This is a genomic window from Arthrobacter sp. 05L44 (assembly GCF_056397605.1).
Genome location: NZ_JBFTNS010000006.1, coordinates 123,248 through 135,368, shown reverse-complemented (window position 1 = coordinate 135,368; position 12,121 = coordinate 123,248). Strand labels below are relative to the sequence as shown.

14 protein-coding genes and 1 pseudogene are annotated in these 12,121 nt (G+C 68.5%); 8 read left to right on the top strand and 7 right to left on the bottom strand.

Features of this window, described 5'->3' with window-relative positions; all coding sequences use genetic code 11:
• Together AC1DHY_RS13055 and AC1DHY_RS13050 are read left to right on the top strand one after the other, a co-directional pair.
• Positions 1–223, top strand: a pseudogene (locus tag AC1DHY_RS13055) (HNH endonuclease); the annotation flags it as partial.
• A gap of 128 nt (positions 224–351) precedes the next feature.
• Positions 352–564, top strand: a complete 213-nt coding sequence (locus AC1DHY_RS13050; RefSeq protein WP_476879897.1) for a hypothetical protein — start codon at positions 352–354, stop codon at positions 562–564.
• Positions 565–649: 85 nt separating this feature from the next.
• Here the strand turns inward: AC1DHY_RS13050 and AC1DHY_RS13045 are convergent, their stop codons facing one another.
• The gene (locus AC1DHY_RS13045; protein ID WP_476879896.1) at positions 650–1,435 is read right to left on the bottom strand and encodes a GNAT family N-acetyltransferase; all 786 of its coding nucleotides are present in this window, start codon (positions 1,433–1,435) and stop codon (positions 650–652) included.
• 110 nt (positions 1,436–1,545) lie between these two features.
• Here AC1DHY_RS13045 and AC1DHY_RS13040 point away from each other — a divergent pair, with 110 nt between their 5' ends.
• Positions 1,546–2,220, top strand: a complete 675-nt coding sequence (locus tag AC1DHY_RS13040) for a class I SAM-dependent DNA methyltransferase (RefSeq protein ID WP_476879895.1) — start codon at positions 1,546–1,548, stop codon at positions 2,218–2,220.
• Here AC1DHY_RS13040 and AC1DHY_RS13035 read toward each other — a convergent pair.
• Positions 2,217–2,723: a GNAT family N-acetyltransferase gene (locus tag AC1DHY_RS13035; RefSeq protein ID WP_476903740.1), complete on the bottom strand. Its 507-nt coding sequence runs from the start codon at positions 2,721–2,723 to the stop codon at positions 2,217–2,219. The two genes, AC1DHY_RS13040 and AC1DHY_RS13035, sit on opposite strands and share 4 nt — an antisense overlap.
• A 113-nt stretch (positions 2,724–2,836) precedes the next feature.
• Between AC1DHY_RS13035 and AC1DHY_RS13030 the strand changes: the two genes are divergently transcribed.
• The gene (locus tag AC1DHY_RS13030) at positions 2,837–4,192 is read left to right on the top strand and encodes a uracil-xanthine permease family protein (protein ID WP_476903739.1); all 1,356 of its coding nucleotides are present in this window, start codon (positions 2,837–2,839) and stop codon (positions 4,190–4,192) included.
• A 77-nt stretch (positions 4,193–4,269) separates the two neighbouring features.
• On the opposite strand, the gene AC1DHY_RS13025 is transcribed toward AC1DHY_RS13030, so the two are convergent.
• Complete coding sequence (locus AC1DHY_RS13025) at positions 4,270–4,800, bottom strand: hypothetical protein (protein WP_476879892.1); 531 nt, start codon at positions 4,798–4,800, stop codon at positions 4,270–4,272.
• 160 nt (positions 4,801–4,960) lie between these two features.
• Between AC1DHY_RS13025 and AC1DHY_RS13020 the strand changes: the two genes are divergently transcribed.
• Together AC1DHY_RS13020 and AC1DHY_RS13015 are read left to right on the top strand one after the other, a co-directional pair.
• The gene (locus AC1DHY_RS13020; RefSeq protein ID WP_476879891.1) at positions 4,961–5,452 is read left to right on the top strand and encodes a DUF6328 family protein; all 492 of its coding nucleotides are present in this window, start codon (positions 4,961–4,963) and stop codon (positions 5,450–5,452) included.
• 49 nt (positions 5,453–5,501) lie between these two features.
• The gene (locus AC1DHY_RS13015) at positions 5,502–6,164 is read left to right on the top strand and encodes a DUF6766 family protein (protein WP_476879890.1); all 663 of its coding nucleotides are present in this window, start codon (positions 5,502–5,504) and stop codon (positions 6,162–6,164) included.
• A gap of 11 nt (positions 6,165–6,175) precedes the next feature.
• Here AC1DHY_RS13015 and AC1DHY_RS13010 read toward each other — a convergent pair whose 3' ends face one another.
• Together AC1DHY_RS13010 and AC1DHY_RS13005 are read right to left on the bottom strand one after the other, a co-directional pair.
• Entirely contained in the window at positions 6,176–7,783 is a 1,608-nt protein-coding gene (locus tag AC1DHY_RS13010) for an MFS transporter (protein ID WP_476903738.1), read from the bottom strand.
• Between the two features lie 131 nt (positions 7,784–7,914).
• On the bottom strand, positions 7,915–9,039 hold the full coding sequence (locus tag AC1DHY_RS13005; protein ID WP_476879758.1) for a glycerate kinase: 1,125 nt from the start codon (positions 9,037–9,039) through the stop codon (positions 7,915–7,917).
• 153 nt (positions 9,040–9,192) lie between these two features.
• On the opposite strand from AC1DHY_RS13005, the gene AC1DHY_RS13000 reads away from it, so the two are divergent.
• The gene (locus tag AC1DHY_RS13000; protein WP_476903737.1) at positions 9,193–9,963 is read left to right on the top strand and encodes a histidine phosphatase family protein; all 771 of its coding nucleotides are present in this window, start codon (positions 9,193–9,195) and stop codon (positions 9,961–9,963) included.
• Positions 9,947–10,840: an NAD(P)H-hydrate dehydratase gene (locus AC1DHY_RS12995; RefSeq protein ID WP_476879760.1), complete on the top strand. Its 894-nt coding sequence runs from the start codon at positions 9,947–9,949 to the stop codon at positions 10,838–10,840. Before AC1DHY_RS13000 ends, AC1DHY_RS12995 begins: the two co-directional genes overlap by 17 nt.
• Positions 10,841–10,911: 71 nt before the next feature.
• On the opposite strand, the gene AC1DHY_RS12990 is transcribed toward AC1DHY_RS12995, so the two are convergent.
• Positions 10,912–11,655 carry a glycerophosphodiester phosphodiesterase family protein gene (locus AC1DHY_RS12990; RefSeq protein ID WP_476879767.1) on the bottom strand — a complete coding sequence of 248 codons (744 nt, stop codon included), beginning with the start codon at positions 11,653–11,655 and terminating at the stop codon, positions 10,912–10,914.
• A gap of 88 nt (positions 11,656–11,743) precedes the next feature.
• Positions 11,744–11,989, bottom strand: a complete 246-nt coding sequence (locus AC1DHY_RS12985) for a hypothetical protein (RefSeq protein WP_476879761.1) — start codon at positions 11,987–11,989, stop codon at positions 11,744–11,746.
• Between the last annotated feature and the right edge of the window lie 132 nt (positions 11,990–12,121).

Here is a 12,121-nt window from a genome sequence, read left to right as displayed (position 1 = left end):
ACCATCCCCGCCCCCTGGTGCGAAGCCCACCACATCACCTACTGGTCCCACGGCGGCACCACCAGCACCGACAACGGAACCCTCCTCTGCTCACACCACCACCACCTCATCCACAAAGAACAATGGACCATCCACAACCACAACGGCACACCCTGGTACACCCCACCCACCACACCTCGACCCCACCCAACAACCCCGACGCAACCACCACTTCCGACCCTAAAAAGAAGTCCAGACCGGCCATCGACCCGGCCCTGCCCCAGCAACCCGCGGGAGGGCGCAGCTTCCCGGCAGCGCCACGGCAAGTATGTTGGGACCGCTAATGCCGCTTGCCTATAGGAGGGAATCCGTGTGAAGAATCCGTCCATCCCTCAGCTGGCGGCTGGAATCTTCATGCTCGTCTGGGCGATGATTTTCCTCACCTGGACGCCCCTCGACGCGGTGCGGCTCATCACAGGGATCGTGCTTGTTCCCGTCGGAGTGCTGCTGATCGCCAGATATGTCGCGGCCCGGCGCCAAGCGGGACGGGCGACGACGCACGCCCCGCCTGACGCGCAGACGTAGCTGCAGGACGGGCTGAGCCGCTATGCCGTCGCCGCAGCTCCTGCGGCGCACCCCAAGGTGGCTGCACCGGCAACTGCCGCCGAGCTCACCGCCGCCAGAGGTAGGGCGTCGTCGTCGAGACCCGTTCCAGGCCGTAGCGCTCCAGGATTGGCCGCGAATACTCAGTCGAGTCACTGTGAATGAGTGTCTTGCCTAACGCCATCGCCGAGCGGGCACGGGCTGCCGTCAACGCCCGGTAGATGCCCCGCCCGCGCCACTCCTGGCGGGTGGCGCCGCCCCAGATTCCCGCGAAATCCGTGTCGGGCACTGGTTCCAACCGTCCGGCGCTGACGATGCACCCTCCATGCTCCCCCACCCACAATTCCATCCCGTCGTCGCGGGCCATCCGGCGCAGAATGGCCTCCGCATTGCCCTCCGAGGCGGGGGTGCCAAAGACGTCGTCCTGCATGGCGCTCATGGCGCGGATGTCGGGCTCAGCCGTTATGCGCCGCAGGGTCACTCCGGGCGGTAAGGCCACCTCCACGGCGAGAGCGCTGGCGGGTCCGATCATGACCGATTCGGTCTCGTCGGGTTCGAACCCGTTCTCCAGCAGCGCCTCGTGAAGTCCGGGCGCGTGGTCGTGGCCGCGGGTCTTCCATTCAACCCGCACAATGTCCGGATCGGCGCGATAGAACTGGGCCGTCTCGGCCACCCACCCCGCGATCGTTTCCGCGCTGGCGCCCGCCAGGTCCTGGTAGGTCACGAATCCGCGGGCGCCCGCGAAGGTCACGAGCCGAAGTGGGCCCAGCCGTTCGACGGCGATCGCACTGGGAGTTTCCGCATCGGTGCGCAGTTGCTGGTCGTAGGCCTCAAGGAGTTTCGAAGTATGCATTGGACCTCACGGTACATCCAGCCGGAAGGCACCGCTCCGCCATAACGCGCGACACCGCCCTCCATGCGAAAAGGGGGCCGCATCCGGCCCGCCGCCGCTAGGCTCGGGCCATGGCAAACCCGAACCTTCTCGACCAGATCAGGTCCGCCTACAACGCCGTGGCGGAGTCCTATGCAACGGTCCTCCCGGACGCCACGTTCGAGGCGCCGCTGGACCTCGCGATGGTTGAGGGATTCATTGCCCTGGTCTGCTCGACGCCGGAGCGCAGGGTGATCGATGCCGGCTGCGGTGCCGGGCGGATGAGCGCCCTCCTCACCGGCTCGGGAGTGCAAGTTACAGGCGTGGACCTGTCGCCGGAGATGGTTCGGGTGGCCCGCGAGCACCACCCGGAGCTCGCTTTCGAGGTGGGTGAACTGTCAGGGCTCCCGGCCGCCGACCCCGCTGCGGACGGCGTCCTCGCCTGGTACTCGATCATTCACTCATCCCCTGCCGAGCTCCCGCGCATCGCCCGTGAATTCTGGCGGGTCCTCCGGCCGGGCGGCTGGGCGTTGCTGGCATTCCAGGCAGGGAGCGGGCGCCGAACTATGGCACGCGCCTACGGCCACGACGTCGAACTCACGGCCGAACTCCACATTCCGGACGACGTCGCCACCCGGTTCGCGGAACAAGGCTTCACGCTTGAGGCCCAGCTTGTTCGGGCGCCCCGGACGTCTGAAAAGCACCCGCAGGCGGTCCTGCTGCTGATGAAATCCCCGCTGCCCGGACCCGGCGCAGCAGCCAGCTAGCCGCCGTCGGAAGTATTGGACGTAATGGAGATCCAGTACCGCCACGCGTCGGCTGATTCCGGGCCCACGCGCACACCGCCCTGCCGCTCAATAGTCTTCGCCGAGGGGAGATTTCCGGCCTCGCAGACCAGCACAACACCGTCCATGCCAAGCGAGCGCGCTTCCTCGACCATGCGGCCGAGCGCCCACGTTCCCAGCCCGCGCCCCCGGGCGGAGGGACGGATACCGTACCCAATGTGCCCGTTCCGCTCCACGAACCCGTCGGAGCCGTGGCGCAGGGCAATCCCGCCGAGCACCGCACCGCCGTCGACGATCCACCGGTATGTGCAGTCCTCCGACTCGCCGGCCAGCCGTGCCAGCCACGCCTCAAACCCGGCTGCAGACGCGACGTCGTCGTCCGGGAGTAACCCGAAACCGTCCTCGTGCAGGCCCGGCCCCCATTCCGCGTGAGCCGCGAGCCAGGCAGTATGAAGGCGCTTCGTCGGGGCAGTCAGTGCGGCCATTCCGCCACTCTAGCGCCGCCGAACCCGCGTCGGGAGCCTCCTGCGGGCGCGGTAAAGTGTCACCGGAAGATTCCTTCCCGGTCCCGCCACACATTCTTGAAAGGCTCGCTGCAATGAGCATGCTCGGCACCAAATGGAAGATCCACGGAAACGGCAAGTCCGTCCGCCCCGGCGAGGTTGTCCGGCCCGATGAACGGCTCGCCTGGCCCCTGACCATCGGCGTGGGCATGCAGCACGTTGTCGCCATGTTCGGTGCCACCTTCCTGGTCCCGATCATCACGGGCATGCCGCCGGCCACCACCCTCTTCTTCTCCGGCATCGGCACTCTGCTGTTCCTGGTCATCACCCGGGGCCGCGTGCCCAGCTACCTCGGCTCGTCGTTCGCTTTCATCGCCCCGATCATGGCGTCGCAGCAGCAGTATGGGATCGCGGGCGCGCTCGGCGGCGTGGTGCTGGCCGGCGTCGGACTGGCCATCATCGGCGCCATCGTGCAGAAATTCGGCGCCGGGTGGATCAACCGGCTGATGCCTCCGATCGTCACCGGCGCCATCGTTGGGCTCATCGGCCTGAACCTGGCCCCGGCCGCCAAGAATAACTTCGACGCCGCCCCCATCACCGCCCTGATCACCCTCGCCGTGATCATCGTGGTCAGTGTGTTCTTCCGCGGCATCCTGGGCCGGCTGAGCATCCTGGTCGGCGTGATCGTGGGCTACGTGGTGGCCATGATCCGCGGCGAGATCCACTTCGCGAAGGTCGACGCCGCCGCGTGGGTCGGGCTTCCGCACTTCCAGACCCCGGAGTTCCACCTCGGCGTCGTTGGCCTCTTCGTGCCCGTGGTGCTGGTCCTTGTGGCCGAGAACATCGGCCACGTGAAGTCGGTCTCCGCCATGACAGGGCAGAACCTCGACGGCGTGTCCGGCCGCGCGCTGCTGGCCGACGGCGCCGCGACGGTCCTCGCCGGCCTGGGCGGCGGCTCCGGCACCACGACATACGCCGAAAACATCGGCGTTATGGCCGCGACGAAGGTCTACTCGACGGCGGCCTACTGGGTGGCGGGCATCTTCGCCGTCGTACTGAGCTTCTCGCCGAAGTTCGGCGAACTGATCGCGACGGTCCCGGCCGGGGTCCTGGGCGGCGCCGCCACTATGCTCTACGGCATGATCGGCGTCCTGGGCGTGAAGATCTGGGTGCAGAACAAGGTCAACTTCTCGAACCCCATCAACCTCACCACCGCCGCAGTGGCCCTGATCGTGGGCATCGCGGACTACACGTGGACCATCGGCGACCTGAAGTTCACCGGCATCGCCCTGGGATCCGCGGCCGCGCTGGTGATCTACCACGGCATGAAGGCCATCGCGAAGGCCCGCGGAACCGTGGCCGAGCCGGAAACGGACGACGCCGCCGCGGTGGCGGCAGTGAAGTCTGCGGTGAACGCCGCAGCGAAGCGCGCCCCGAAGAAGCGCCGCTAAGCGGCAGCCGGCACACAAAAGGCCGGCCCCTCCACCAGATGGTGTGAGGGGCCGGCCTTCGGCGTTTCGGCGGCGGATTACCCGGCGTCGAACGAATCCTTGTCGTCGCGGCCGCGGTCCTTCGGTGATTTCTCCTCCGGCAGGTCCGTGCCGCTGCCGTCGGGAAGGCCGGCCGCGTCCTGGCCCGATTCCGAAGAGAAGGGGCGCTCCTGTTCCGGTTCCTCGGTGTTGGCCGCATCCATATCCGCCTCCGAGGACGGAACGGCACCGCCGCGCTCGGCGGCTGCCGCGCTGCCCTGCTCGAATCCGGCCTCGCTGCTTTCGTTTTCCGCGTTCATCTGTTCCTCCGTCCCTCCGAAGCGTCCGGCTCCGGGTTCACCTGCACTGTCCTGGTCTTCGGCGCCGAACTGGCTCAGGTCCGGCGCTCCGGCCGGGTACGTCTCGCCGTCCGGGCTGTCCTGGTTGAGGCCGGCCGCATCAAAGGCCTCCTCGTCGCGGGGCTGCGCAAACGACTTGTCGTCGCCGCCCGGCACTTCCTGCTCGGCGGTGGGCGTCCCGTAGCCGCCCGCTTCTTCTTCGATGGGGTGTCCCTGCTGGTCCTGAGTCATGTCGTTCCTCCTGCATTCTGGCATTCGGCCGGTCGATTCTGGATGATCGGAGCTGAGGATTGGGCCGGGCAAACATGCCGGGCCCTATCGCATTTCCACCGTACCCGAAAAATCCTCAGTAAGCTTAGTACCGAGGCGATTTTCACGATGAGGAGCGATGATGCCGGACGCAGCAGGGTCCCCGGGCACGGGGCGGGACGAAACCTTTGACGAGAAGATGGACCGCAACTGGGCGGAGCTGCTGCAGGAACTCCGGGTGCTCCAGACGGGCGTGCAGATCCTCGCCGGCTTCCTCCTGACCCTTCCCTTCCAGGCCCGCTTCACAACCCTCGACGGATTCGAAATGGTGCTCTATCTCGCCACCGTGGTCCTTGCAGCCCTCACCACCGCCCTGATCCTGCTGCCCGTCAGCGCGCACCGCCGGCTGTTCCGGCAGGGCCTCAAGGAGACCCTAGTGGCCAGCGCGGACCGGATCGCGAAACTGGCCCTGGCCGGCGTCGCACTCCTCAGCGTGGGTACCTCGGCGCTGGTCTTTGACGTGGCCATCGGCCGGGCAGCGGGCCTGATCGCGGGCGGCGGGCTGCTCGCCGTGCTGCTGGTCCTCCTCGTGCTAATCCCGGGCAGGCTCCGCCACAAAGCCCGGCGGACCTAGTCCGGCACCGGCCTAACACTTCACCATCCACCCAGAGTCGGGAGAACAAATGCGCAAGTGGGTTAAAGAACGCGGGCTGCTGCTGGCCAACATCGGGCTCTTCGTTGTCTTCTTCGGCGGAATGGTGGTCACCGGCGCCGCCGACTACAGCGAAGACCAGCTGGCCCACGGGCAGTCCGCCGTCGGGATCTTCGAGTACCTGGGTACGGGCGCGTTCCTCGAGGCGACCTTCGAGAACTGGGAGTCGGAGTTCCTGCAGATGGGCATGTACGTCATCCTGACGGTGTTCCTCTTCCAGAAAGGCTCCTCCGAATCCAAACCGATGGGCAACGCTGCCCCGCAGGATGAAGACCCGCGAACCGCCACCATCAAAAAAGCGACGCCCTGGCCCGTGCGCCGGGGCGGGTGGGTGCTCAAACTCTATGAGCACTCCCTCTCGATCATGTTCCTGGTGCTGTTCCTGGCTTCAGTCGCCCTCCATGCCGTCGGCGGCAGCCAGGAATACAGCGACGAGCAGCAGGCCCACGGCCAGCCGCCCGTCACGGTCTGGGGCTACTTCGCCACCAGCCGTTTCTGGTTCGAGTCCTTCCAGAACTGGCAGAGCGAATTCCTGGCCGTCGCCGTACTGGTGGGCGCCTCGGTGTACCTGCGGGAGAAGGGCTCCCCCGAGTCCAAGCCCGTGGCCGAACCGCATTACGAAACAGGGGCCTGACGCCGCGGAGGCTAGTCCGCGCGGCCGTCCCTCTGCGCGGAACCGGCTGACTGGCCGGGGTCGGCCGGAGCAGCGGGCGCACCGGGCGCCGCCGCCCCCGACTCGGCACCGGTCGCCGCCGCCCCCGCCTCACCCTCCGGCGGTTCGTAGGTGTGGTCGAACGGCATCTCGTTGAGGTCCAGGTTCTCGTTCGACTCCTGGCCGGCCACCAGTTCGTGCGCCTCCTCAATCGTGTCGACGCTCGGCATGGAGCCCATCAGCGGTTTGCCGGCCGTCTCCTTGATGAAGTACACCGCCACTGCCCCAACGGCCGAGGTGGCCATCAAGTAGTACGCGGGCATCATTTCGTTGCCCGACGCCGCAATCAGGGACGCGATGATGAACGGCGCCGTGCCGCCGAAGATGGCCACGGCGAAGTTGTACGCGATGCCCATGGCCCCGTAACGGCTGGCAGTCGGGAAGAGGGCGGGCAGGGTCGAGGCCAGGTTGGCCACGTAGAACGTCAGCGGGAACGCGATGAGCGCGAGCCCCAGCAGTGTTGACCAGATGGCCCCGACGCCGATCAGGAGGAAGGCCGGCGCGGCCAGCACCACGGTGCCGAGCGAGCCGATCCACAACACCGGCCGGCGTCCGATCCGGTCCGAGAGCTTGCCTGTGAGCGGAATCGCGGCGGACATCAGCACCAGGATGGGGATGGTCAGCAAGGTGCCATGAAGCTCGTCATAGCCCTTGTTGGAGGTCAGGTAGGTCGGCATGTAGGACGTCAGGGCGTAGCCGACCGTGTTCGCGGCGGCCACCAGGATCATGGCTAGCAGGATGCCGCGCCAGTGTGAGGTGAAGATGGCGACGGGTCCCTTGGTGTCCGCGGCCTCCCCGGCGGGACCCCCTGCCTCCTGCGCGTCGAGGCTGGCCTGGAACGCCGGGGATTCCTCGATCTTCATCCGGAAGTAGATGGCAATCAGGCCCAGCGGACCGGCAATCAGGAATGGAATCCGCCACCCCCACGCCACCATAACGTCCCCGCCGAGGGTGACCTGCAGCAGGGTCACCAGCGCCGCGCCGATGGCGAAGCCCATGTAGCTGCCTAGGTCCAGGAAGCTGGCGAAGAAGCCGCGGCGGGCGTCCGGGGCATGTTCGCTGACGAAGGTGGTCGCACCCGCGTACTCCCCGCCGGTCGAGAAGCCCTGGATGAGTTTGGTGGTGACCAGCAGCACTGCCGCCCAGATTCCGAGCACCGAGTAGCCGGGCAGCAGCCCCACCACGAACGTCGAGGCTGCCATGATGATGAGCGTCATGGCCAGGACACGCTGACGGCCGATCTTGTCGCCGAGCCAGCCGAAGAAGACCCCGCCCAGCGGCCGGGCGATGAACGTTGCTCCGAAGGTGCCGAGCAGGAACAGGTTCTGCACGGTCTTGTCCGCCTCGGGCAGGAAAACCGGGCCCATGGTGGTGATCAGGTAGCCGAAGACGCCGACGTCGTACCATTCCATCGTGTTCCCGACGATGGTCCCGCCGAGGGCCTTACGCATAACGCGCCGGTCAACGACGTTGATGTGTTCGACCTCCAGGCGGCGTTCCTGGAGTTTGGGCCGGCGGGGACTGGTGCGCTTCATGGACATATCGGACTCCTGGGCAGGGCCACGGTCTGCGCGTAACCCTGGCAGGGAGTCACGGCCCCCCAATGCCGCCAGTTTATCGGCGCCGATACGCCCGAACCAGAGTTTCCCCCGGGGAATCCGTGCCCGGGGGGCTAGGCCCCTTCGAGGACCTGGGTGGTGGCCCAGGCCAGGTACTTGGCCGCCTTCGCGATGGCCTCGGCCGGGCTCGGGGCCACGTCCAGCAACTGCGCTGCCGCCACCACCCCGTGCCGGGCCAGGTCCTCGGGGGTGACCAGGATCCGGCCGGCGACCATAATGACCGGGATTCCGAGTTCGCGGGCGGCGTCGGCCAGCGCGATCGGCGCCTTCCCGCCCAGCGACTGGGAGTCCAGCGACCCCTCGCCGGTGATCACCAGGTCAGCCTCGGCCAGCTTGTCGGCGAGGCCCGTGAGTCCGGCCACGAGCTCGAACCCGCCCTCAAGGGACGCGTTGCTGAAGGCCAGGAACGACGCAGGGAATCCGCCGGCCGCCCCCGCACCCGGGACGTTGACGTCGCGGCCGGTCGCCTGCCGGATCACCGAGGCCCAGTTGCGCAGCCCGGCGTCGAGTGCTTCCCGCGCCTCCGCGTCGGCCCCCTTCTGGGCACCGAAGACGTGGGCGGCGCCGTCGGGCCCGTAAAGCGGGTTCTGCACGTCCACGGCGATCCTGAATTTCACCGCCGCCAGCCTCGGGTCGAGGCCGCTGAGGTCCACGGCCGCGACGTCCACCAGCGACCCGCCACCGAGCGGCACCACGTTCCCGGCGGCGTCCACGGGTTTCAGGCCAAGGGCGCGCAGGGCCCCGCTGCCGCCGTCGCTCATCGCAGAGCCGCCGACGCCCAGCACAATGTCCGTGGCTCCGGCGTCGAGGGCGGCCGCGATCAGCTGTCCGCATCCGTAGCTGTGGGCCCGCAGCGCATTCTCGGGGGTCGGTTCCATGTGCGCGAGGCCGGACGCCTGGGCTGTCTCGATGACAGCGGTCGCGCCGCCGAAGGCATCTTTGCGGATCGCCCAGGCCGCACCAATCGGGGCCAGGATCGGGCCGACGACGGCGTTCAGCCGCTCCTCGTACCCGGCGGCGACGGCGGCTTCCAGGGTTCCCTCCCCGCCGTCGGCCACGGGAAACTGGATGGCTTCCGCCTCGGGGTAGACCCGCAGGGCCCCCTCGGCAATGGCGGAAGCTGCCTCGGCGGCGGTCAGGGAGCCCTTGAACTTGTCCGGGGCGATCAGGATACGCATGGCTCCATCCTGCCAGCCGCCACCGACATTTGCCTTCCGAGACAAGGCCGGGGCCCGGGAGTAACGTGGGCACTTCCGGGCCGCCCGGGATCCTCCCGTGGACGGCAGTGGCAGTTTCGACGGGCCCCGCGGGCGGGCGTGCAGGAGGTAACGGTGGGCAACAGCGAATATGCCGGCGGCAGCTTGCCGGGGATCACGGGACTCGTCCTGATCCGGCACGGGGAAAGTGAAGGCAATGTGGCCGCGACCCGCGCGCATCAGGCCGGGGCACACGTCATCGACGTCCCGGCGCGCGACGCCGACGTCGGGCTCTCGGACACCGGCCGGGAACAGGCACTGGCGCTGGGCCGGTTTCTAGCCGGCGTCCCCGAGCAGCGCCGCGGCGCCGTGTGGTCCTCCCCCTACGCCCGCGCACGGCAGACCGCCGAACTGGCGGTCGGGACGGGCGGCTGGCGCGGGCAAATCCGGCTGGACGAGCGGCTTCGCGACCGCGAGCTCGGAATCCTGGACATGCTCACCTCCGAGGGTGTCGAAGCCCGGCTGCCCGAGGAAGCCCAACGCCGAAGGTGGCTGGGGAAGTTCTACTACCGGCCCCCGGGCGGCGAATCATGGGCCGACGTCGTGTTGCGGCTCCGCTCGCTGCTGGCGGATCTGGACCGGGTCCACTCCGGGGAAGGTGTTGTGCTGGTCTGCCACGACGCCTTGATCGTGCTGTTCCGCTACATCCTCCAGGGCCTCTCGGAATCCGAGTTGCTGGACCTTGCCGCCAAGACCAGCATCCTGAACGCCTCTGTCAGCCGCTTTGCCCGGACCGACGGGCGGGGGGCGTGGGTGCTGGAGACCTTCAATACGGCGGACCACCTGGCGGAACAGGGCGTCCCCGTCACCGAGCACGCAGGGGACGCAGATGTCCACCCGCGCTAAGTCTTCGCCCACAGTGCAGCTGACGCCAACGCTGCTGCGCGGCTGGCCGCTGCCCGGCGGCGGTTCCGGCAAGGACGACCGCGGTTCGGTGCTGGTGGTGGGCGGCGCGCGCAAGACGCCGGGGGCGGCCCTGCTAGCCGGCGTGGCGAGCCTGCGCTCCGGTGCCGGCAGGCTGACCCTGGCGGTGGCGGAGTCGACGGCGGTGCAGCTGGCGGTGGCCCTCCCGGAGTCGGGCGTTGTGGGGCTGCCGGAGACTTCGCATGGGTCGGTCAAGGGCTCCGGAGCGTCGTTGCTGGCGGACGAGGTAGGCGCTGCGGACGCCATCCTCGTCGGACCCGGCTTGGATGACAAGGACGAGACCCTGTCATTGCTGCGCGTTCTACTGCTGCCTGGCAGCTCCCGTCCGAAGCGCGGGCCCGCCGTCGTCCTCGATGCCTATGCCCTGGGCTGCCTGCCCGAGCTGGCCGAGGAACTGCAGCCATGGGCGGGCCGGCTGATCCTGACCCCCAACGTCACCGAAGGCAGCATCCTGCTGGGCCGGGACATTGAGGACCTTCAGCGGGACGCGTCAAGAATCGCTGTCAAATATCAGGCCGTGGTCAGCTGCCAGGGGGTGATCGCGGAGCCCGGCGGGACCGTCTGGGAAATCACCACGGGACACAGCGGCCTGGGCACCTCGGGAAGCGGCGACGTGCTGGCAGGCGCCATTGCTGGGCTGCGGGCGCGGGGAACCACGGACGCGCAGGCCGCCTGCTGGGGTTCCCATTTGCACGCCGCGGCCGGCGATCGGCTGGCGAGCAGGCTGGGCGGACTAGGCTACCTGGCGCGCGAACTCTGTGACGAACTGCCGGCCCTGATGGTGGAACTCAGCAGTTAGGTTTACTCGGAGCCGAGGCCGCGCGGCGGCCGCGGGGTTCCCGGCGGCGCGGGTCCCCGCGGCAGCGCGTCTCAGTCGACCCACTGGCCGCGTTCCTGCAGGACCGTCTTCAGCAGGTCGGCACGGTCTGTGACGATGCCGTCGACGCCAAGGTCCAGCAGCCGGTGCATCTCGGCCGCCTCATTGATGGTCCAGACGTGCACATGCAGGCCCTGGCGGTGGGCGCGGCGGACAAATCCTGCCGTCACCACCGGCACGGCGCCGTACCTGACCGGGACCTGCAGGGCGTGGACGTCGCGGAGTGCCCGGGCCGTCGCCCGACGCAACAGGTCCGCCGGGAGCAGCGGTCCCAGCAGCACAAAGAGGGCATTGGCGGCCATCCCGGCGGAACTGGCCGCGGGCCGGCTCAGGCGCCGCAGTACCGCGCGCCGCCGGCGGTCGGAGAAGCTGGCAATGAGGACCCTGTCATGCAGCCCGAACTGTTCGATTGCGGCTGCGAGCGTGTCCACCGAATTCCAGTCTTTGACGTCCAGGTTGAGCCGGACGTCGGGCAGTTCGGCCACCAGTTCCGCCAGCAGCGGGATCGGCTCGGCGCCGGCGATCCGGGCGCGGGCAACGGTTGCCGCGGGTAGTTCGGAAATTCGTCCGCTGCCGTCCGTGACGCGGTCCAGGGTTTCATCGTGGAAGAGCAGCAGAACGCCGTCGGCCGTGGTGTGCACGTCCGCTTCAAGGTAGCGGTAACCGAGTGCGACGGCGGCGCGGAACGCGGCCATCGAGTTCTCGGCGCCTTCCGGCGAAAATCCGCGGTGCGCCATCGGCACCGGCGCCCCGGGGGCGCCGCCGTGGGCGAGGAAGGGGTGCGGGGCTATCACCCTTGAAGCGTACCGGAGGGACTCTTTGGGCTCAGGCGCTGTGCGGCAGGATCTCCACGCCATCGCTGCAGTGCAGCAGGGTGCGGCCGCCGCCGTCGAGGTCTACCCAGACCGTGGTGTGGTCCGGGGTGACGGCGTCGACGAACCCGCCGGTTTCAAACCCGGGCGAGAGCCGGACCCGGACCCGGTCGCCCTGCCGCAGGCTCTTCCAGTGCGCGTCCGGGTCCACCCGCCGGAGCGGCTGGTCATCAATATGTCGGTTGCCGTACCTGGCCATGAGTGCCCCACCATCAGTCAAGAGATCCGTTCGGTGCTGCCAGCCTAGGAGCCGAAAGTGAACGGCAGTTGGCCGCCAGCTGGGAATCCCATGTCCGCCGGGGTTGCACTCCGGCGGGGGTTGCACTCCCGG

Coding starts and splice junctions, on each gene's coding strand:
- AC1DHY_RS13045 (WP_476879896.1), bottom strand. CDS start 1,435: ATGCATACTTCGAAACTCCTTGAGGCCTACGACCAGCAACTGCGCACC.
- AC1DHY_RS13040 (WP_476879895.1), top strand. CDS start 1,546: ATGGCAAACCCGAACCTTCTCGACCAGATCAGGTCCGCCTACAACGCC.
- AC1DHY_RS13035 (WP_476903740.1), bottom strand. CDS start 2,723: ATGGCCGCACTGACTGCCCCGACGAAGCGCCTTCATACTGCCTGGCTC.
- AC1DHY_RS13030 (WP_476903739.1), top strand. CDS start 2,837: ATGAGCATGCTCGGCACCAAATGGAAGATCCACGGAAACGGCAAGTCC.
- AC1DHY_RS13025 (WP_476879892.1), bottom strand. CDS start 4,800: ATGACTCAGGACCAGCAGGGACACCCCATCGAAGAAGAAGCGGGCGGC.
- AC1DHY_RS13020 (WP_476879891.1), top strand. CDS start 4,961: ATGCCGGACGCAGCAGGGTCCCCGGGCACGGGGCGGGACGAAACCTTT.
- AC1DHY_RS13015 (WP_476879890.1), top strand. CDS start 5,502: ATGCGCAAGTGGGTTAAAGAACGCGGGCTGCTGCTGGCCAACATCGGG.
- AC1DHY_RS13010 (WP_476903738.1), bottom strand. CDS start 7,783: ATGTCCATGAAGCGCACCAGTCCCCGCCGGCCCAAACTCCAGGAACGC.
- AC1DHY_RS13005 (WP_476879758.1), bottom strand. CDS start 9,039: ATGCGTATCCTGATCGCCCCGGACAAGTTCAAGGGCTCCCTGACCGCC.
- AC1DHY_RS12995 (WP_476879760.1), top strand. CDS start 9,947: ATGTCCACCCGCGCTAAGTCTTCGCCCACAGTGCAGCTGACGCCAACG.
- AC1DHY_RS12990 (WP_476879767.1), bottom strand. CDS start 11,655: ATGGCGCACCGCGGATTTTCGCCGGAAGGCGCCGAGAACTCGATGGCC.
- AC1DHY_RS12985 (WP_476879761.1), bottom strand. CDS start 11,989: ATGGCCAGGTACGGCAACCGACATATTGATGACCAGCCGCTCCGGCGG.